16 protein-coding genes are annotated in these 21,336 nt (G+C 42.6%); 4 read left to right on the top strand and 12 right to left on the bottom strand.

What is annotated here, in order from left to right:
* The first annotated feature begins 460 nt into the window (after window positions 1–460).
* Window positions 461–1,057, top strand: coding sequence for a short chain dehydrogenase (locus GO495_RS15420; protein WP_157300613.1), 597 nt, complete (start codon window positions 461–463; stop codon window positions 1,055–1,057).
* Between the two features lie 303 nt (window positions 1,058–1,360).
* Window positions 1,361–1,528, top strand: coding sequence for a hypothetical protein (locus GO495_RS15415; RefSeq protein ID WP_157300612.1), 168 nt, complete (start codon window positions 1,361–1,363; stop codon window positions 1,526–1,528).
* Between the two features lie 43 nt (window positions 1,529–1,571).
* Here GO495_RS15415 and GO495_RS15410 read toward each other — a convergent pair whose 3' ends face one another.
* Window positions 1,572–4,043 carry a M1 family aminopeptidase gene (locus tag GO495_RS15410; RefSeq protein ID WP_157300611.1) on the bottom strand — a complete coding sequence of 824 codons (2,472 nt, stop codon included), beginning with the start codon at window positions 4,041–4,043 and terminating at the stop codon, window positions 1,572–1,574.
* Between the two features lie 492 nt (window positions 4,044–4,535).
* Here GO495_RS15410 and GO495_RS15405 point away from each other — a divergent pair, with 492 nt between their 5' ends.
* Window positions 4,536–6,602, top strand: coding sequence for a chondroitinase-B domain-containing protein (locus GO495_RS15405; RefSeq protein ID WP_157300610.1), 2,067 nt, complete (start codon window positions 4,536–4,538; stop codon window positions 6,600–6,602).
* A gap of 150 nt (window positions 6,603–6,752) precedes the next feature.
* The gene (locus GO495_RS15400) at window positions 6,753–8,159 is read left to right on the top strand and encodes a hypothetical protein (protein WP_157300609.1); all 1,407 of its coding nucleotides are present in this window, start codon (window positions 6,753–6,755) and stop codon (window positions 8,157–8,159) included.
* Window positions 8,160–8,250: 91 nt separating this feature from the next.
* Here GO495_RS15400 and GO495_RS15395 read toward each other — a convergent pair whose 3' ends face one another.
* The 11 genes from GO495_RS15395 to GO495_RS15345 form a co-directional block, all read right to left on the bottom strand.
* Window positions 8,251–8,820 carry a DUF6620 family protein gene (locus GO495_RS15395; protein ID WP_157300608.1) on the bottom strand — a complete coding sequence of 190 codons (570 nt, stop codon included), beginning with the start codon at window positions 8,818–8,820 and terminating at the stop codon, window positions 8,251–8,253.
* 14 nt (window positions 8,821–8,834) lie between these two features.
* The gene (locus GO495_RS15390) at window positions 8,835–9,650 is read right to left on the bottom strand and encodes a hypothetical protein (RefSeq protein WP_157300607.1); all 816 of its coding nucleotides are present in this window, start codon (window positions 9,648–9,650) and stop codon (window positions 8,835–8,837) included.
* 3 nt (window positions 9,651–9,653) lie between these two features.
* Window positions 9,654–9,902 carry a hypothetical protein gene (locus tag GO495_RS15385; protein ID WP_157300606.1) on the bottom strand — a complete coding sequence of 83 codons (249 nt, stop codon included), beginning with the start codon at window positions 9,900–9,902 and terminating at the stop codon, window positions 9,654–9,656.
* Window positions 9,903–9,918: 16 nt separating this feature from the next.
* A complete protein-coding gene (locus GO495_RS15380) occupies window positions 9,919–10,869 on the bottom strand; it encodes an SPFH domain-containing protein (RefSeq protein WP_157300605.1) in 951 nt (316 codons plus the stop codon).
* Window positions 10,870–11,104: 235 nt separating this feature from the next.
* Complete coding sequence (locus GO495_RS15375; protein WP_157300604.1) at window positions 11,105–11,404, bottom strand: hypothetical protein; 300 nt, start codon at window positions 11,402–11,404, stop codon at window positions 11,105–11,107.
* Window positions 11,405–11,600: 196 nt separating this feature from the next.
* Window positions 11,601–12,185: an HD domain-containing protein gene (locus GO495_RS15370; protein ID WP_157300603.1), complete on the bottom strand. Its 585-nt coding sequence runs from the start codon at window positions 12,183–12,185 to the stop codon at window positions 11,601–11,603.
* A 19-nt stretch (window positions 12,186–12,204) separates the two neighbouring features.
* Entirely contained in the window at window positions 12,205–13,863 is a 1,659-nt protein-coding gene (locus tag GO495_RS15365) for an alkaline phosphatase family protein (RefSeq protein ID WP_157300602.1), read from the bottom strand.
* Between the two features lie 122 nt (window positions 13,864–13,985).
* Window positions 13,986–15,530, bottom strand: coding sequence for a SusD/RagB family nutrient-binding outer membrane lipoprotein (locus tag GO495_RS15360; protein ID WP_157300601.1), 1,545 nt, complete (start codon window positions 15,528–15,530; stop codon window positions 13,986–13,988).
* Window positions 15,531–15,548: 18 nt separating this feature from the next.
* Entirely contained in the window at window positions 15,549–18,824 is a 3,276-nt protein-coding gene (locus GO495_RS15355) for a SusC/RagA family TonB-linked outer membrane protein (protein WP_157300600.1), read from the bottom strand.
* Window positions 18,825–18,918: 94 nt separating this feature from the next.
* Complete coding sequence (locus GO495_RS15350) at window positions 18,919–20,043, bottom strand: TIGR03364 family FAD-dependent oxidoreductase (RefSeq protein ID WP_157300599.1); 1,125 nt, start codon at window positions 20,041–20,043, stop codon at window positions 18,919–18,921.
* Window positions 20,040–21,335 carry a DUF5690 family protein gene (locus GO495_RS15345; protein ID WP_157300598.1) on the bottom strand — a complete coding sequence of 432 codons (1,296 nt, stop codon included), beginning with the start codon at window positions 21,333–21,335 and terminating at the stop codon, window positions 20,040–20,042. Before GO495_RS15345 ends, GO495_RS15350 begins: the two co-directional genes overlap by 4 nt.
* Between the last annotated feature and the right edge of the window lies 1 nt (window position 21,336).

Raw genomic sequence — 21,336 nt, 5'->3', positions numbered from 1 at the left:
TTATTTGCAGCAACTTATCCAAAAGCTATGTAAATAGCTAAAATATTCCAGTCGCTTTCTACAGAATTGTTTTGATGGTTTTTAAATAAGTCCAACACAACTTCATTTCTGTCCTACATCCATGCTTAGCCAACGAAGTACTTTTGCAATAACAAATGTTTTTAGCAAAAAGTAATTTAAAGAATATGAAAACAAAGGCTAAGATAATTGCTTCATTAAAGATTTGGGTAGTCATTTATCCTTCTATCACGTTGTTCCTTTATCTGTTTGGTGGATCAATATCTGCTTTACCTCTGTATGTAAGAACACTCATCTTAAGTATTTCATTAGTTCCCTGGATCATATTTATAGGTGTACCTCTGGTAGATTTTTTAATCCGGTTTGTGGGTAGGAAATCCGTAAAATGATTGCAGTGTTTAAAAACAGTACAGGTTTATAAATATTTCTTAAAATCAAAAAAATGAAAATTATTATCGTAGGTGCATCAGGAACAATGGGTAAATATCTGGTTAGTGCATTTGAAAAAGAGCACGAAATAGTAAAAGTGAGCACGAACGATGGCGATATCCCGACAGATATTACTTCGCCTGATGCAATAGAAAAGATGTACAAACAGGCAGGGGCTTTTGATGCACTGATCTGCACAGCGGGGCCAACCTATGTAGGGCCCTGGAAGACATTGACCGACAAAGAATTTAGAAAAGGAATAGAAGGGAAATTGATGGGACAAATAAATTTAGTGCTTATCGGCCAACACTATATTAATCCTAAAGGATCATTTACCTTGATAACCGGTGCTTTAACACATGAACCACAATTGAAATTTGCCAATGCATCCGCAGCCAATGGTGCTGTGGAAGCATTTGTTCGTGCAGCCGCTATTGAATTGGGAAACGGGGTTCGCATTAATGCGGTAAGTCCTACCGTCATCGAAAATTCGCCTCAATATTTCCCCTTCTTCCCCGGAGAAATTCCAACTACGATGAAAGCTTTAGAATATGGCTTCCGTAAAAGTGTATCAGGTGCGGGAACGGGACAGATTATAACAATGCATTGATTTCCTGAAAACGGATTATCTTTCATTAAGGCAAATTCCCGAAGAGATGATGCATAGTCAAATCTTCCGTAGGGGGCCCCTTCATATGCGATTAAGGGGCTCCCTGCGGAGACCGTGTTTTGTTGTTTAAGGTCCTTTCTGCAAACACGTCGTTCCTAACGGAGCTTATTGAGTGGTGCTTTAACCGGCCTTTTTTTAGTCCCTTCCAAATTAAATATCAATCTCCAGATAATCTTTGTTACTTTGCATAAGTATAATTAATGTATATCTTATTGTATTAGAGGGACTATTAAAAAAAGCATGATGAAAAAGATCTATTTAGTACTTGTGTTATCCGGGATGATACTAACGAGCGGCTGCTACACGGTCAGAACGGCGGGGAATAGTGGTAAAGTACCTCCTGGTCAGGCCAAGAAGGCTGCCGGGGCTAAATCAGCAAGGGATTTTGCACCTGGACATAATAAGTATTAGCATACCTGTTTCCCTTAAACGGGAAACTTATTCAAGCCGATTGTTATTTCGCATTATTAATCTGCTCAATCGCTTCCTCAATATCCTGTGAGGAGGCCAGATCATTTATTTTATTCCGTTCCTCTTTAATACCATTCAGGTATTTTATGATGTAGGGTGCGGCACCATCTTTTTTATAAGTTATGCCCATAAACTTTAACGTTGCTATACCCTGACGAACATATTGCTGGTTCTTCAAACCGGCAATCATGCCCGAAAATTTTTCGGTTAAATGGATCTGCTCCTGCAATGTCCCGTTTACATAGCGCTGGTAAACATAGGGCCATTTGGCGTCGCCGCCGTTAGATGCGTAAACCCTTACGATTACCTGTGTCAGGTCCCCTACATTATCACCTTCAAAGTCTTTTGCATATTTAACAGCAATGGCAGGATCAATTTCATTTATTCCATAAAGAGCAGAGGCCTCCACCTGATATGATGGGCTGATCAGTGCTTTTTTAAATACATCCAAATTGGCCGGATCTTTCAGAGCTGCGAGAGTCCTTAAGGCGGATGCCCTGACCAGCGTATTGCTATCTCTACCGGCCAGTTCAATGATTCGGGGCATTGCCGCATCCCTTAAATCTTTATTGATATTCCTGATATCTTCTTTATTACTGTTTAACGCTTGCAATGCTCTCATACGCAAACCTGAGAACCGGTCGTTTAAAGCTGCAACTAGTATTTTCTGAGCACTTTTATCATCCTGGTTCTTCGATGCAAATTCGATCGCTTCGAAGCGATCGAGATATAACGGAGCGTTGGCATATTGAAAAACGTATTCGTCCAAAGTTTTATGATCATTTTTTTGAGCCACCAGTACTTTATCCGCATCCACATTGACGAGTGTTGGTTTTGATGGTAACCTGAACGAAAGGGTATCTGATTTTTCATTGACCCAAACCTGGTGTTGTTCTGTTTTACCGTCAACATAAATATCGATGGCCATCGGCAATTTAAATATCCGGCCATCCTGTTTTTGAACGAGGTACACGAATGCTGTTTTAGTGTTTTCATCCCAACTGTAGCTGATGTCTAAAACAGGATGTCCGGCCCCATAATACCACTGATCAAAAAACCAGTTCAGGTCAAGTCCGCTGGCATCTTCCATAGCTAATCGTAATTGCTGTGCTTCGGCGCTTTTAAAAGCGTTTGATGTCAGGTAGATATTCAAACCTTTGTAGAAGGCCGCATTTCCCAAATAATTCCGCAACATATTCAAAACACGTCCTCCTTTTTGGTAGGTTACTCCATTAAATGCATCATGAATAGCCTGGTAATGAAAGTTGACCAATGGTGTCATATGGTTCCCCGCATTTCCAAGGTAGCCCTGCAACCCATTATATAGATGTTCATCTGCCGCATCCTTTCCATATTTATGTTCCAGCCAAAGGATTTCGCCAAGATCTGCAAACGATTCATTTAATGTTAAATTGCTCCAGCTTTCACAGGTCACATAGTCACCAAACCATTGATGAAATAATTCATGTTCCACGCCAGTGGTATAATATTGGTCCAATAGCTCCTTCCGGGTATTCTGGCTGCCAAATACATTAGCGGTGGTATTTTCCATGGCACCGCTGACATAATCACGAACCACAATGGCCGAGTATTTATTCCAGGGATAGTCCACCCCGGTAATCTTTGAGAAAAAACCGATTGCTTCAGGGACATCACCAAACATATCTTTTGCATAAGGTGCATATTTGGGCTCAAGGTAATAGCTCACCTCTTTGCCATGCCATTGGTCTTTGTAAATTTTGAAATCACCCACCGCCATCATAAATAAATAAGGAGCATTTGGCAGTTCCATTTTCCAGGTGTCGGTGCGGGTACCGTCGGCGTTTGTCTTTTGCAAGGCCAGCCTGCCGTTTGACAGGGTAACATATTTTGCAGGCACCGTCATGCTGATCTCAGAAGTTGTTTTCTGATTGGGCTTATCAATGGTAGGGAACCAACCGGAAGAGCTTTCGGGTTCACCTTCTGTCCATATCTCGGTAGGCTTGTTCTTTTCGGTGCCGTCCGGGTTGATAAAATATAACCCCTTTTCATTTTTGCGAAGACCTCTGCGCTCATCAGGTTTGGCTGTATAATCAATGAAGATGGTATAAGTTTCAGACCGTGTGTACGTTTTGTCAAGCCAGATATTTAGTGTAAGACTGTCATATTTAAATTTTAAAGGGCTGAGTTTACCCTTTTTGACAATATCGATCAAATGGATATCCATTCCTTTTGCATCAAGCCTTAAAGTATCAGTTGAATAAAAGTGAGGCTTTAAAGTAATCCATTCTTTCCCATACAGGTAACGCTTTTTATAATCAAAGCGCACATCCAGTTTAGTATGGATCAGGTCATTGATCCTTGGCGAAGTTTCGCGATAAGTGCTTTGCACTGGTTTCCTTTCCTGGGCAAATGAATGATGGAATATTGTCAGCAAAATAAATCCTGACAATAAAAAAACGCGGAATATTTTCATGTCTAAATATTAAACTTAGACAAACATACACTACTATGTTATAATAGTACTATAAATGGTTTAAAAGTGCCTTTTTATGTTACCATTCTGATTCCGGTCAACCAGGATCTATCGCACTTATTCAGTCAGATCATTTTCAGCGATAGCACAATCCGGGATAGCTTCGGTTGTGCTTCAACGCATCTGAAAATTTTCTTATCGTCTCCTGCAGTTGTTCCGGAAAATAACAACAAAATCCCCTGTTACAGACATAATATTATCATGTGAATAGTTCTTTGTAAAGTTTATGCAATCGTTTGCAATTTGAAATAAAATACTTACTTTAGATAAGGGTCAACGTAAATTCCACGAGTAAGAATGTTGATTATTAATGTATTGCGCGCAATTTTAGAATTCCCAGGTATTCTCTGCATTATTCCCCGTGATGTTACGAAATCCCGATGAAAAACGTATGTCTGCTTCACTCAAAATTAACCTCTAAATCGATCAAAAATGAATCGGAAAAATTACTCATTATTATTTATACTGCTGTTATGCGTAACGACAACAATAAGACTTTCAGCAGCCACAATTAATGTTTCTTCTTTATCGGCTTTGCAAACGGCTATCAACAATGCTGCGCCAGGGGATATTATCATTCTTGCCAATGGTGTTTATACCGCATCAACAGACATTACTATCAGTAAACAAGGTACTGCTGCCCTGCCCATTACTATTGCGGCCCAAACAATAGGAGGAGCTGAAATAAAAGGAACCGCTGGTTTTAGTCTTGTAAGTCCGGCAAAATATATCATCATCAAAGGATTCAAATTCACGCACAATGCTTCTCAGGCTACCATGGCCAGTGGTACCAGCTTTTGCCGGTGGACCTGCAACCTGTTCCAGACACCCGGTGAAGGAGAGAATCTGTTGATCAACGGAAATGATCAGGAAGTGGACCATAATACATTTCAGCATAAAAATGCCCTGGGACGTTTTATTGCTGTACGTGGCAGTGGCAGCCAGATTGCACAACGCCTGCACATCCATCATAACTACTTCCTTGATCAACAGCCACAAACAGGTAATGGTGCTGAAACATTACAGTTCGGGTTGAGTGGTTATAGTCTCTCCTCCTCCAACAGTATTGTAGAGTATAATCTTTTTGAAGATTGTGCCGGCGAAAATGAACTGATATCTATCAAATCATCTGCTGTTACCATCCGTTATAATACCATCCGTAATTGCCCTGCCCAGTTTACTTTGAGACATGGTAATCACTGCACCGTGTATGGTAACTACTTTATTAATACACCGGGCCTCCGCATTTTTGGGGATGATCACAACATTTTCAGCAATCATTTTGAGAATTGTAGTCCTGCTATTAATATTGGTAATGGTGATGGAGAAGTGGCAGATGGAGCTGCGCTTACGTCACACGATCGTCCGGACCGTACACTGATCGCTTTTAATACCCTTGTGAACAATACGACGAATATCGTGCAGGCTGGCCGCACAAATGGATTAGGAGCTACTACGCAAACCGTTGTCAATAACATCATCCAGGGCGGTGGCCCGGCAGCTTCCATTGCAGGACCCTATACAGGTGGTGTATGGTCGGGGAATATACTCTATAATACCAATGGCGATGGTGATATGCCCACCAGCGGATATACAACCGCGAATCCATTGCTGGTAAGAGACGCTACGGGGACTTTCCACCTCCAGAGTGGTAGTCCTGCCATTAATGCTGCGAAAGGCTCTTATTCGGCCGTTATAGCTGATATGGATGGGCAGCCACGCACCTCTCCGCTGGATGCGGGGGCCGATGAGGTTTCTTCTGCACCCGTTATCGCCCGCATCCTTACGCCTTCGATGGTTGGCCCTTTTGCCAGTGACCTCACACCTGTCTGCCAGGCTGTAATTGCCAGTGCAGATGATGGCAATGTGGCTGCGAATGTACTGGACGGAGATCTGAATACCCGTTGGTCTGCCAGCGGTAATGGGCAATGGATCCAATTTTGCCTCGATGATACACTGACCGTATCAGGTGTACAGATCGCATTCTATAGTGGTAATGTACGGACATCTACTTTTGATGTATTGGTAGGTAATGATACCCTCCATTGGACGACCGCAGCAACAGGACTGGTCAGCAGCGGCACTTCCCTTAGCCTGCAAACATTTTCCTTTACCCCCAGAACAGGGAGGTACGTGCGGATTGTTGGTCATGGTAACAGTGTGAATGCATGGAACAGTTATGCAGAAGTGCGGGTACAAACAGGCAGCAGCTCCCGCACAACGGGTAAGATTGTTGTTGCGGAGCCCTCTTCCTTAAACAGTTATCCCAATCCATTTAATGAACATGCAACGATTAGCTTCAACCTGGAAAAAGCAGGTACAGTCAATCTTACAGTGTATGACATAAATGGTAAATGGATGAAAGTGCTGATAAATACTCACCTGGCAGCAGGCGCATATAATATTCCGTTTGATGCCAGTAATAAACCAACAGGTACATATATACTATCATTGAATTACAATGGGAAAGTGAGTGTGAGAAAAATACAGAAATTGTAATTAACCGGTTTGAAATACAAACGAATGGGCCTCGAAATAAAATTCGGGGCCTATTCATGTCTGGCGAACAAAAATACCTCTTGGATTGTAATGCAATAGACTCTCAAAATAATTACAAATTGAACCTGTTGAAACCAAAATCAAAATAATATGAAAAACACCCCCAGTCGCTCGACTGCCTGCATCACCCTATTTGTAATAGCCATTATTGCATATAACTGTGGCAACAACAAACCTAAAGGAGACGGTACCAAAGCTGATTCGACTATTTTAGCAGAGGATTATGGTGCATTCCAGAACCACCGGGATTCTGTACCATCAAAACAGCAATATCCTGATTCTCTTTTTGTACTCAGTCATGATTATCCAACTACTGTTACACCAGTTGTTAATCCTCCATGGCAACAGGCATTAAATGGTCAGCCCATCTCTGAATCAAATGTATTTGCTTACATGGATTCATTAAAAAGCTATGTGGCCCCGAATGTATTGCCTTTCTTCACTAACAATAAAGAATGGACTGCAGCAAAATATGGCTGGTTCCAGGAGCCCTGGCTGGGCTCTCAGAGAGAAGCCATCCTGGGAACTTACTTAGGCAACGGAAATCCGGCTAATATGTTTAAAACGCTGAAAGAAGATGAAGCAGGATACGCGCTGGTTTTATATGATTCAACAGCCGGCTACACTGTAGGACAAATCTGGGGAAAGACCGGACAAAAAGTAAACCTGTTGAATGATGCTGCACAGTTTACAGAAGGCAGTGTTATCGTAAAGTTTGCCTTCTCAAACGTTAATTATCCATACTGGCCGGTACTGAAAGATGCACAAACCTTTAGCATTTATGATACCATCCCTACAACGGAGAATCCGAAAACAGGCTATCAGATGCGTAAAGTCAGTTTCTTCCAGATGGACGTTATTGTGAAGGATAGCAAAACATCACCAAAAACCGGATGGGTGTATTCCACTTTTGTATATGACATGAATGCCAAAGGTTCAATGTGGGAGAAAATGGTTCCATTGGGCGCTATGTGGGGCGATGACCCAGGCGTTAACAGTCCCATTGCTCCGCCTTATCCAAAACTTTATGAAACAGTAATTAACCCCAATGCACCGGCATATAGTAAAGAAACATTAGGTTGGGGAGGAAGACTGAGTGGACCTAATGATGGTGCTGTTGCCCAGGAAGCTGTTGATATTAACACACATAAACCATATAAAAACCTGGCTTTATCTTCCTGTATGAGTTGCCATAGCCCTGCACAGGATACATTTAAATCATTCCTGTTACCAGCCCCATTCCCAACATCAGATACCTTATTCGTGTATACTCCTGGTAGTGCAGACTGGAACTTATGGTTCAGGGATAATGCAGGTAATGTACCTTTTGATGCAGGACAAGTAGGAATGGATTATGATATGGTAATGGCATTTAAATCAGTAGGCGCTTATGAACAGGCAAAGACACCAGCAGCGCAAAACGTACTGCTCAAAAACAACTTAGAAGCAGTAAGAAGGTTCAGACGGCATAATACCAAAAGTAAATTCTGGCATTAAAAAAACACGATAAAAGTATTTAAATAAAAAAGCAACCCCCGGGTTGCTTTTTTATTTAAATACAGTGCCCATCTCCCTCCCCTCAATATCCTTAGAATGTAATATCATCTGCTACATCCCCGCCCTGCGCATCTGCAAATTGTTTGCGATACTTTTCCTGGTAGGCCGCCTGTGTTTCATTGTAGTTATCAAAGTCTGTCTGCATATCTTTACGGATCTCGTCCCCCCAGTTCATTGCAGCTATCTGGAAGTCGCCGATAGAAATACCGTATTCGTCAGCAATCCATTGAGCGCCGTCTACACCATATTCATATGCGACCTGGCGGGCAACTTCAAGTTCCTGATAATAGGCTTTGTCATTCTTGATACGTTCGACATTCCCTGCATTACCTGCGGAGGCATCGGGTTGCAGATTGCCGAGTATAGGATGTTGGTCTGCTGCGCCGAAATGCTGGCCGAAAAGTGTGACAATATGAAAAGTTTCATCCTGTTTCATACGCTCGGGCCAAAGCAGGCTTACTTCCTGCCATACGGGTAATTCTACACCCAGTGCTTTAGCGATCGCGTCTTCGCTCAGGCCGTTGCCCATCTTTGCACAGGCTGCACTATAATCTTCCAGTGTAATGCCGTGGATGGGTGCTAATAATGGATTCTCTGACATAGTGAATAGTTTTATTAATGATGATAGTTTTGCTGATCTTTTAACAGGCGTTCGTGGAACTTTTCGTTCTCTTCTGTCATATCGGGTACGATACTGTTCCATTCGTCGAACATAGCCCGAAGGTATTGCCGGTATAAAGCGGGGTCTTTAGGAGTACCCGATTCATATGCTTTCAGTAAATGGGCCGTACGCTGCTCGGCCAGGGCGCGTGCATTGTGCAGCACCATCTGTGCTTCTGTGGATGGATGAAATGTGTTCTGGGTCTGGCAATGCGGACAGGTAACATAAGTGGCGATAAAGAACAGTCGGGGAATGGTGATATTACCACTGCATTGCGTACACGCAAAGCGGTCACGGAGCGACTCAAATTCTTCCAGCAGTTTCCTGTAAGGCGTTTCAAGGTCCTGTTCGCCCGCAGCGTTCTGCAGCAGCATTTCATACCTTTGCTCATTATCTTCAAACACGTTATGTCTATCGTAACAAGCCTGCCTGAATTTGTACAGCATATCATGGTAACTGCTGTTTATACCTGGAAATTCCGCTTCAGCAGCATATATAAAACCGATAATTTTCTCATTCCTTACTTCGTTCGCTTTCTGGCGCATTTGTCTTATCTGCCCGAGTAAACCGGCCAGCATCCTCCCATGTGCACGTTTATAAGGATCGGTATCCTGTTCAAAGACTTCTTTCAACTGGGGAATTGCTGCTTCACATACTTCTTCCGTACGTTCTTCCAGCTTTTGCAAAAAAGCAAACCAGCGATCCTGGGTTTGCCTCATTTCTTCGGCCAGCATCGGGTTATCGTATTTCTTTTTAAAAAAGTCGAACATGGGTTAAGAGTTGTTTTCTTTTTTTATATGGATACCATCCGTCAGTTTTACCTGCATGAATGTAAATCCGCAGTACCCGCAGTTGGTCAGGCCATCCCTGTAAGCCCTGCCGGCTCCGCAATTAGGGCAATCACGCGCGTCTATCTTTGCATCTTCCTTGTTCACTTCTCCCCCATAGTTTTTCTGATCAACTGCTTTTTGCCTGAGCCTTTCAACATAACTCAGCATCTTATTCTTATTCTCATCACTCATGGTCCCTGTAGTTATATCAGAGCAGCCGGAGCAACTCTTCTTTTTTGGTAGTATATTCTGCTTCGGTGATCAATTCTGCATCAAAAAGGCCCTTTAGCTTTTTAAGCCGGGAGGTAACGTCTTCCTGTTGTATTGGTTCTGGTTGTGCTGCAGGTTTCATCTGATTCAGCATTACTCCTAAAGCAATGGCCTGCTGGGCAGCATCTGCTACTCTGTTGTTCTCTTTGTCCATGGCATTGGCCATGTTAAATTGTGTAAATTTATTCATGTCCGGCACCATATTCATGCCCGTAACATTATCATAATGTTTGAGAACTTCTTCCGGCAATGTGGCACTGGTAACTGTAAAGCGGGTCACTTCCAGTCCCAGGTCAGTAAAACAGGGCTGTATGGAGGGTTGTATCTTTTCATTCAATACAGAAATGTTCCCGGCAATATCCACTACTGAAATTCCTTCCTGAGCAAGTACTTCTCCGAATTTAGGGGCGATAAAATCACGCAGCTGCAATTCCAGTTCTCTGATGCCCAGTCGTGGGTATGTTCCTGCGTATTCCTTAAAGAATTTCCCCACATCCGCTATCCTCACATTATATGTTCCGAATGCCCGTACCCTCACCTGACCGAATTGATTGTCACGCATCAGTACGGGTACCGGCGTTCCCCATTTCAGGTTAACGAACTGGATAGTATTAAAGAAGTAGATATCTGCCTTGAAAGGGCTTTTAAAGCCGTATTTCCAGCCTTTCAGACGGGTCAGTACCGGAATATTCTCAGTTTCCAGCACATACTTACCGGCGGTAAATACATCCGCCTGCTGGCCTTCATTCAGGAATAATACGGACTGACTTTCCCTTACGGTTAACACAGCGCCGTTCTTGATCTCCTTGTCGGCGTCTGCGAATTTCCACATGAGCAGGTTTGGGTCGGGCGTGGTTTCTTCAATAATTTCGATAAATGGTAATGCCATGCATTTTTGTTTTAACAAATCGTAGCATTTCATGTGCTATCACAAATATGTGATACAGAACAATGGCCTGCAAGTTTGGGTATACTACAAAACGACTATTTGTCTTTAAAACCGGGTCTACAAATCGTCTACGAAATTCATTAATATATTGGTTATTAAATCATTATATCCATTTCAACCGGGAAGCATATATAAAAGAGTTTAACCTGTTTGCAGCCAGGTACTGCGGTTAGGATCATTCCTGCTCATAATCCTCATAAAATGCCTCCACCAGCTCTTCCAGTGATTCACATATATACGTATCCACATATTCCCAGCTCACATATGTTTCACCACACCAGTATCCCAGCTCATCATTCCACCATACCGTACAATAAAGTCCCTCATCAATAAGTAAATGCGCAAAAAGAGGCTTCAGATATATGGCATCTCTTACGTGTTCTTTAATCTCACCGTATTCATCCAATAGGAATATACCATCATCATTTTCATCATATAACTCAAAATCATGGGGTATATATACTTTCCCTTTCATGCAAAAACGAATTAAAACTCACTTTGATCAGTGATTATCATGAATGCTTTTTACAAGACCAATGTACTAAAATATCATTATGTCCTACACATTCCTCCACGATTTTTATTCGCTGCAATTCCCAAACGCTTCTTTTGTTAATCTCTGAAAAGAGGAACATAAAGGCTTGTGAACAGACCTTTATGTTCCTGTTCCATTACTCTTTGCGTAATTGATTCAAAAGATACCTCATTGCCATTTCCCGGAATCTTTCAACATCTGCAGGGTCTACCGGAATATCTGTTTCCTTTGCCAGATCATCCCAATAACGGAGCTTTATATAACTGTCAATTAAAGGGTCTTTTTCATAAATCGCCGCTTCTTCGGCAGTCATTGGTCCGCCCTGGTATTCCAGTGTTTTTTTGCTGGCATCAGAAAGCAAATTATAATATTCCGGATTACTATAGGTGAGATATCTTTTTGCATCAACATGACTGGCTACAAGTATCCCCATTTTTTCCGGAAAACCATTTGCTATCAGATAAGCTTTCCCCAACTTGTCATGCGCTAATTTCCCATAGATACCCATATCCTCTCCTTCTTCTAAAAAATGGCCTATATCATGAAAAAAGGCTGCCAGTACCATCTCTTCATCATACCCCTCCTGCTCCGCCAGTTTACCGGCCTGCACCATATGCATCAGTTGAGTAACCCCTTCACCATACTCCTCTTCCCCATACTGCTTATATAAATTGAAAATAGCGTTTATCCGGACTTCAACATCCTGTTTTTTTAATTGCATAACTCTGTATTTTGAAGGATTAATTCTTATCTAAAAATAATTTATCAGCAGGTATCAGTTGTTTATATAAGCCGGGGCCTTTATAAAAAGCATCCAGCCAGAAACCACCTTCCCCATTATAATATTCTATACGAACAGGATGCCTTCCCACACTTAATTTAATAGATCCGGAACGTTCCACAACACCATGGTCCCCATCATTATTAACAACCTCAGTACCATCTACAAAAAGTTTACTCCCATCATCAGAACTATTGTAAAAAGTATATTCCCCTTCTTTGTCTATTTGCAGATACCCATTAAAGACAACTCCGAAAGTAGCATTTCCCTTGTCTAATATAGGAAGGACCTGTTCACGATTTAATGCGAACTCATAAGCATTCCATTCTTTAACCGGAGTAAGATCTTTAAAAAGCGGCACATATTTCCAGTCCTTTCCTTTATAAAACTGTACATGCAAACCATTCCCGGTAGTGGTATCAACCATCCTGAAATAAGCGATCGTGGTTGTACTCTCATTCTTTTTCCTGTCAAACGACCTGGCTCTTACTACTGTGGATGTTTTTACTATAAAAGGAACTGTGTAAACAGCGGATGTACTATCCGGCTCAGTACCATCAAGTGTATACCGTGTAACAGCATCCTGTGCTACCGTCTGCATAACGACATTTGCAGTAGTATTGATATAAAGCCCGCCGGCCTGTTGGTATAACTTACGTCGGGGTTCAATAACAGGTGCAGTGATCATCGCTCTGCCCAACCATAAATTAGCAGGCGGGTTAAATCCATGAAACGCACTTTTCAGCGGCCTGCCCGTCCATACATACGGCGGTACTATTTTTAACGAAAAGGCGATGGTCGCAGCAAGATCATAAGTGGCCGCCTGTTCCGGAATAATATATCCCTTTCTTATATCTTTCCCGTAAAGGACCATCGCTATTTCTGCTTCCTCCACAGTGGCTCCACCATGTCCATATCCTGTACCACCATGGTCTGCTGTTACAATCACCAGCGTGCTTTTTTCCATCCCCGCTTTTTTGATCGCGGCAAGCACTACCCCTATCAGGGAATCTGCTTTGGCAACTGCACGGTAATATTCATCAGACCCATGTCCGTATTCATGGCCGGCACCATCTACATGATCCATATGCAGAAAAGCAAACAATGGTTTTTTTTGCTGCAGGTATTGCACAAAATCAGTAGTAGTCGAATCTTCTGTAGAGAATGTTTTATCATAGTTGACAGCACTCTTTTCGAATAACCTGCCAAAGCCATCCCAATGATAAACAGCGCCTATTTCTGCCTTCGGATAACTATTACGTATTACACCGAATATAGTAGGGAATATACCTTCCTCATTTCGGACAATAGCAGGAAGAGAATATTCCCCCCTGCCCCAGTCGTTATCAATAATACCATGCTGCTCCACTCCGGCTCCCATGATCATAGAAGCCCAGTTAGGACTACTGGAAGAGGGTAATACGGTACGTACATTCCATTTTACGCTCCCATCAGCAATCATTTTATGCATTACTGGTGTGGATGCCGTACGAATGCCATCAGGACTCATCCCATCCACTCCAATAACAACTACATGTTCAATGCCATTCGGATAAATTTCCTGTGCCATGGCTGAAAAACTTCCAGCCGTCAATAACAGGGTAATAATTTTTTTCATTCGTTATATTTATTAGCCAATGTCGTTTAGTTAAGCTCCAATGGAGCTTAACTAAACGACATTGATTTATTAGTCGGTAATTGCCCCGCAAAAGATCTTGCGGGGCATTATAATAATCTTTATCATTTGTCCCACCATACATGGGAGTCCAATGCATCTCCTTTATCCAGTAACAACACAGCAGCATCGTAATTCACCTTGTTTACCCTCATTTCATCAGCAGGATATAAAACCCTTCTGGGAATATAACCCGGGCCAGTAGTGCCAACAGGAATAACGGGGAAACCGGTCCTTCTCCATTCAGACCAGGCTTCATACCCTACCATATAAAGGGAAATCCATTTCTGCAACCATATTTTATCCAGCTTCTCTGTAGTAGTACCACTATATATCACCCCTGACTGCGCATAGTAATCATCATTGGCAAAAACATCAGCAGCTGCCAGTTTGATGTAAGTGGTAGCATATCCTGACGGAATTCTGCCTGCATAATAGGCAAACTGATCTGCAATCCCATTCTTATAATAAATGGCCGCAGCCGCAGTGCCTCCGCTTATATATCCCAGTTCTGCCGCTTCGGCAAGGGTAAACTGTACCTCGGAATAACTGAGCAATATACCCTGTCCGGCAGTAGCAGATGCCAAAGTAGGATTAGCCTGTAAAGATGCCCAGAAAGGGCCGGGCGATGAAGTCAGATTCGCATCAGGGAATCTGCCAATCCCGTTCAGGTCCCCGGCATACTGAAAGGCAGATGGATCAGGACGTACGCCGTTAGCATCCGGTGCGCTACTGGCAGGTGTTGGTTGTGCATATACCCTCAATCTGGTATCATTTATGGATTTCAGGTAGTCTACCAACTGTTTTGAAGCCTTCGTATCAGTACTGCTGTTATTCGACCTGTAAAAGGGGGATTCATTCGCCGTCCTTTCAGTAATATACTGCAATGCAGCCTGCTCCGTATTAGACGAGAACAATGGATATTTTTCCGGATGCTCTACGATTTTTTTCATCGCAACAGAAGGGTCCACACGTTTTGACTGACGCAACAAAATCCTTAATGCCAGTCCATTGGCAAATTTCTTCCATTTGGTCACATCACTTCCGTAGAGGATATCACCTACCATTGTTTCGGCCGTACTTCCCAGCAAACTGTTCGCTTCTTCCAGATCAATTAATAATCCCTGGTATATAACGTCCTGCTGCTCGTATACAGGGGTATTAATACCTTCTAATTTGGCATTAGCGGCCTGCCTGAAGGGTATAGGCCCATAGAGATCCGTAAGGCACTGGAACATCCAGGAACGAAGTACAAGGGCCACTCCTTTGTAATTATTCAGTCCCTGGGCCTCAGATAACTTTATCACTTCATTCAGGTCCCTGATATAATTATAATTATTCCATAAAAAATAGCCGTTTGCATCAGACCTCGACCAGTTACTGAAATTACTCGCATAATCAGAGGCCAGCAGATTGGCCACAATACCGCCTCTGTCATAAGCACCGGAATAATTCGCATTAATGGCCCCTCTCATTGCATCCGGTAGTAACAACCCAGGATTTGAAATGACAGCCGGTGCATTAGGATTCGTATTTATTTCGTCAAAATTCTTCGTACATCCTGCCAGCAAAATAACCGACAGTAATACTATTGATCGTAACATTTTCATGTTGAATGATTTTTTAATTTAAAAATTCAGATTCAGACTAACACCCATTTCACGTGTGCTTGGCGTACTCATATTCTCAAACCCGGGGACCAGGCCGCTACCTGATGTTGCTGTAGCAACTTCAGGATCGAAATGACGGTTGCTTTTAGGTGTGAATAAGAATAGGTTCCTTCCTGTTAAAGCAATTTTCGCCGTTTTGATAAAGCTTCTGCCTATGATATTGACAGGAAGAGAATAACCAAACGACAGTTCTCTCAGTTTGATATAAGTGGCACTGAAAAGCTGTGCTTCTGAAATATGGTCCAGTGGTTTCTTAATAAAGCCACGGGCAGTGGTACCATATACGCCGGTACTATAAGTGCCATCTGTGCTGGTGGAGTTTTTCTGATAAGAACCATCTGTCATCTGTGCCGCTCCTTCTATGTAGTAAGGGGCATTATATTCTGCTCCCGCGGCTCTGGCACCTCTTCCTTTAGTGGTTTCTTCCAGCTGACCTGCTCCAGATGCCTTGTTATAAAAGCGGGAAATAAATTTACCACCGAACTGCCCTGCAAAGAGGAAATTCAGACTGAACCCTTTATAGTTGAACTGGTTGTTAATACCTGCTATCAGGTCGGGATTCAGATTACCGAGATAGATGTCTTCACTTGTCGGACGTGGTGCACCGTCAGAAAAGATGATCACCTGTCCTTTCATACTACCGCTTTCCACTCTCTGGTAACCAGGACCATAAATAGCGCCCATCTTCTCTCCTACTTTAGCCCTGATGGAAGCATCCTCTCCGGGGGCTGATTGCACAATCTCTTTCACATCGTCTGTCAGGGACACTACCTTACCAACATTATGAGACAAATTCAGCATTACATTCCACTGTAACGAATTCGGGATGCTTACAGGTGTTCCGGAAAGCATCAGCTCTATACCATTGTTTTTAATTTCACCGGCATTAATAACCCTGGCGGTAGCACCGGAACTTTGTGCCTGTGACAGTGCGAGGATCTGGTTCCTGGTACGCTTTTCATAGTACGTAAAATCTATGCCTGCACGGTTGTTCAGAAAACCAAAGGCTGTTCCGATCTCATAGGTAGTAGTCAGTTCAGATTTAAGATTGGAATTCAGTAAAGTGGATGGCCCGGTCAGTGAATAATTACCATTCCAGGGTACGCCATATCCATAAGTATTCTGTATATTATAGGGAGCGGCATCATTACCCGCCTGGGCCCAGCTTAACCTTAACTCAGATTTACTGATAAACTCCGGCATTGTCAGCAATTTTCTCAGATTGGTATTCAATGCGGCAGATGTATAGAAATACGAATTGTTCTGAGAAGGCAATGAGCTGGACCAGTCATTCCTTGCCGTCAGGTCGAGATATGCGTAATCTTTGTAGTTGATACTTGCCAGGGCATACAAACTATTGATCCTTTTTTTAGAACGGTTAGAGGATACTTCTTTAGTACCGGCAGCATTCTCCAGATTATACACACCCGGTATCAGTAACTGAGGTGTGGCAGCCGATTGAAAACCTCCGGACTGATCAAAACGGTTACCTCCTGCTGAAATATTATAACCAAGAGCAGATGTTGTATTATTATTGTAAGTCAGTAAGAAGTCCGTATTCCTTTCACTGTATTTCAGGTTTACTTCTTCATAACGTCCGCTTTCATAATCAACGGTGCTTACCGCCCATTTCATGGGTCTGAAATCATTGTAAAAATCCTGTGCTGTACGAAGTTTAAGTTTAAGATGATCTGTTATTGCATAATCAAGATAGATGTTACCGTATAAACGGTCTTTATTCTGCCCTTTTGTATTCTCATGCATCATGAAAAAAGGGTTATTATGGTTTTCCCCATAATTGTACTGGAACTGACGGATACCTGTAAGTCCCGGCTGCCAGTAATTCTTAAGGCTGTTGATGTTCACATTTCTGCCCATCCAGGTAAAGAAATACATGAATGTATTTCTGCCGTACCCATTATCAGGACGGTTATCACTTTCCTGTTTCACATAATTCACATTAAAGCCTGATGTAATTCTTTTCGTTAAGTTGTAGCTGCTATTCAAACTTACCTGGTAACGCTTCAGATCATTATTAGGGATCACACCTGTTTCATCCAGAGAAGTAAGAGAAAGCCTGTAGGTACCTTTATCATTTCCACCGGAAAATGCTACGTTATTATAAAACTTACGGCCAGTTGTGAAAAAGTCTTTTATATTATCAGGATGAGAGACCCATGGAGAGGCTATAATATCTCCCCTGTTGTTAATCGATACATCAGCTCCACGATAGCCGTTAGTAGTAGGAGAATCAAACTGTGCCTCACTGGTGCCATTATCAAGGCGAGGTCCCCAGCTTTCATCATAACTATCCTCTATCCCATCAGGATAGATAGACCATGATGCACCGAAATTAGATCCTTTGTATACGCCATTATTTCCCTGTCCGAACTTATTCTGGAACTTAGGAAGCCTTGCTACTTTTTCAACGGTATAATAGCTGCTGAAACTAACACCTATCCCATTTCTGCTGCTGCCTTTTTTTGTGGTGATAATAATCGCGCCATTCGCTCCTCTTGAACCATATAAAGCAGCGGCTGCGGGACCTTTCAATACGTTTACGGACTCAATATCAGCAGGGTTGACTTCTGCACTGCTGTTGCCATAGTCTGCCCCTCCGCTGGAATTAGTAACGCCGTCATTGCCGGATGGAACACCATCAATAACATATAGTGGCTGATTCTTATCCAGACTTAATGACGTTTCTCCCCTGATCGTTATCCTGGAAGAGCCTCCCAGCGCGCCGGTCGTTACGATGTTAACACCCGCCACTTTACCGGAAAGACCATTTACAAAATTGGTAGCCGGCGCTTCGTTCAGTTGTGCACCATCTAATTTTTGAGTGGCATATCCTAACGTTTCTTTTTTTCTTTTAATACCCAGTGCGGTCACTACCACTTCCCCCAATGCGGACTCTTTCTGCTTTAAAGTAATACTGAGTTTAAGCTGTTCACCCGCCTTTAGCTGAAGGTTGTTCAACTGCTGATTAGCATATCCGACATAGGATAAGGAAAGGGTATAACTGCCTTCGGGTAAAGCATTAAAAGAAAATGATCCGCCGGCATCTGTTGTTACGATACGTTTGTTGCTTTGTACCGTAACGCCCGGTAAAGGCTCATTCTGTTCATTCCTGACAATTCCGGCAATGCTACCGCTACCCTGAGCCATAACGTCCTGTTTGCATAAAAACATGCCCAGCAGTATTACTGCCAGTAATTTCATTCGTGTGCGCATAAGTTTAATTTATTGATGAGTTGTCCCATTACACTTCAGTTGAAGTATTGCACCCATTCAGGGGCTATGATGTATGTCTGGCTGTTATTTCCTCTTAACGTGTTTCAAAGTAGCGTTCAGTCATGCCGAATGACAGTGTCATTCCTGCTCCGCCCATACCGTTAATAACGGTAACCCCACTCTCAGGTGTAGTGATAAACGAACTGTCTCCGTTCGTCATTTTTGCATAAGTACCATTCCAGGATTGTATCAGGGTATCATCTTTAAAAGTTGCAAAGGTTTTGAGATAATCCAGAATCAGTTTATTAATAAATACCTTATCAAAAGGGTCATGTGTTAACCCGTATTCATGCGAATCCCCGATGGTCAGTTCACTATTCCCATTCTGTGATACCATCACATGTATCCCCCATTTAATGTACGCTGGATATTCTTTCTGATATCGTTCCTTTAATCCAGGAAGAGAAGAGGACGTTTTAAAGGAACTGTAATGGATCATGGAGAGACCACCGCAAAGAGAAGGACCTATCTCCCATTTATCCGGCTGTGCTGCCAGTCGCATCATCTGGATCTTACATTTAGTAATGGATGCTTTTAAAAAAGTTTCAGGATAAAGGGTTTCGAAATCTACCCCACTGCAGATAAATATTTCATCTGCCTGCCAGGACCTTTTACCGGAAGACACATAGGGATGATTTACTGCACTGATGGCCGTATTATAGTGGAACTCAACTTTAAATTTCTCTGCCAGATATCCTGCTACTGCTTTAATGGCTGTGCGGGCTTCCACTATCATTTCACTCCCGCTCCATAAGCCTCCCAGCAATCCTTGTTGCTGAGCGGCCCCGGTTATATTTACTATTTGTTCAGGAGTAAGTAATCTGCAATTTCTATGTTTACTTTCTGCTTCAGTAAATTCTTCCATCACCATTAATTCGTCCGGATGATAAGCAAGATGCAGGGACCCTTTTTCGCTGTGCCATATACCTGCTTCTGTACAGATCTCTTTCCAGATACTGCGTGAAAGCATGGCCTGGTCCAGTTGTACACCGGAAGGTTGTCCTATGGGCCATATCATACCGAAATTACGAATAGATGCACCTACCGGTTCTTCGCTGCGTTCAAAAACAGTTACCTGGTAACCTCTTGATGCAAGCGCTCTTGCCGTTGCCAGGCCGACGATACCTGCGCCAATAATGATGGCGGATTTTTGCTTCATACTGGTAATATTTTAATGTTAGGGACTTCTTTCTTCTTATGCACAAAAAAAGCCAGTGAGCATATAGCGGCTATGCTTCCTGCAACAGAAATACAGATAAGGCTTTGCTGAAAAAGATGGCTCCAGCTGATTGCCGCACTACCGCCAAACTCTTTAAACAACAGTACGGTAACACTACCCAGATATCCTGCAGCATCAGCGATGTACATAATGAAGCCTACGTTTCCTTTACAATGGAACGTGGCGATCATGCGTTCAAAAAAAATAGCGTTATAGGGAATATATGCCATGTACAGTCCCAATCCTGCAAGACTCATCCAGCTAATACTGTCTATATAATGAAGAGTGAACAACCAGGTAGATGCCCCGGTTAAAATACATCCTGCAATGATCAATCCATGAATGACCTTAAAAGCATTGAAGTTATTTTTGATAAGGATCAACAGGCTAAGCGCTACAAGTACAACGATCGCTATCAGTGAATCGATCGTAGCATAAATATGCACGTCTTTTATACCCAGTTCATTCCATATCTCTACTTCAAAATTATCTCTCAGATCTCTGGTAACAGTTAAAAGGATATAAATGATCAATATCAATATAATGCCGGGAAGAAAGTCGTGGACAAAATTTCTACGGTCTGCTGCGGTCATCGGCTTTCTTTCCGACCGGAGTTCCCTGTCCTGTTCTGAAGGCGGAGGCAGACAGTCCAGAATACCTGTAAAGACCACCAAGGGGATTACGAATAGCAGTCCCGTTAAAAAGGGCATCCAGTATTCACTTACGTGATAATTGCTTAATAAAGTACGCCCAACAGTTTTAATAAAACCTGAAGCAAATATGAGGCTTACGGACATTACCGCAGCCATGAATTCCGTGGCACGCCGGCCTTCCAGATAACCAAATACAAGTCCCCAGATCATCCCTAACGGAAAGCCATTCACAAAAAGGAAAATGATATTCCATGGTGCCGGCACCAGCGCAAAAAAGAGCAGCGCTAACCATGAGATCCCGATAAGGAATAATATGGTACGTCCTCTTTCACGGCCATCAATACCAGCTATGAAACGAATGCCGTAAAACTTACTGCAGGTATAACCTATTACCTGGAAGATCACCAGCCATACTTTATAATCTACATTCAGATAATGTAGTCCTTCGAAAGTGGCTGCGGAAAAGGCTTTCCGGAAAGCATACATACTTGTGTATGCACCGAAAGCAGCTAATGCGGTAATGATGGAAACCACACTATATGGCCATTTTTGGAGTCCTGATCGTAATAACTGTTTCATT

This window comes from Chitinophaga oryziterrae, from assembly GCF_009758125.1.
Lineage (GTDB): Bacteria > Bacteroidota > Bacteroidia > Chitinophagales > Chitinophagaceae > Chitinophaga > Chitinophaga oryziterrae.
This window is presented reverse-complemented; position numbering and strand designations above follow the sequence as displayed.